The sequence below is a fragment of the Paraburkholderia sp. BCC1876 genome, assembly GCF_902833695.1.
Lineage (GTDB): Bacteria > Pseudomonadota > Gammaproteobacteria > Burkholderiales > Burkholderiaceae > Paraburkholderia.
This window is the reverse complement of the sequence record NZ_CADFGI010000118.1, coordinates 1-421: the sequence shown is the minus strand read 5'-3', so window position 1 is coordinate 421 and position 421 is coordinate 1. Positions and strand designations below refer to the sequence as shown.

The window sequence follows — 421 nt, the reverse complement described above, 5'->3', positions numbered from 1 at the left end:
GACCGCGATCACCGCCAGCACCGGCCCGAAGATCTCCTCGCTATAGATGCGCATGTCGGTCTTCACGTCGGCGAACAGCGTCGGCCCGATGAAGTTGCCGGCCTCGTAGCCGCCGAACAGTTCGCGCAGCAAGGGAAACTGCACCGATTTCCAGATCGCGAGCCCCGACAGCACCAGCACGACCAGGTCGAGCACCACCACCAGGTAGGCGAGCTTCTGGACCGCGTTGTAGTGCGTCAGGTCCGCGTGCGAGAGCTTGCCGCGCAGGGCCGCGAACAGCTCGCGCAACACCGTGCCGGGCGACAGCGGGAAGAAGCGCGCCGTGAAGCGTCCGCTGGCGAGGTTGATCGCCAGGTAAACCAGCCCGTTGAGCACCAGCAGCCACATCGCCGCGAAATGCCATTGCAGCGCGCCGCCGAGC

The 421-nt window shown here is 66.3% G+C and carries 1 protein-coding gene; it reads right to left on the bottom strand.

Annotated features, from left to right (window positions below; all coding sequences use genetic code 11):
* The coding region (locus HWY05_RS38080) for an aldehyde dehydrogenase family protein (protein WP_208459132.1) at positions 1–421 on the bottom strand (421 nt) is incomplete at both ends.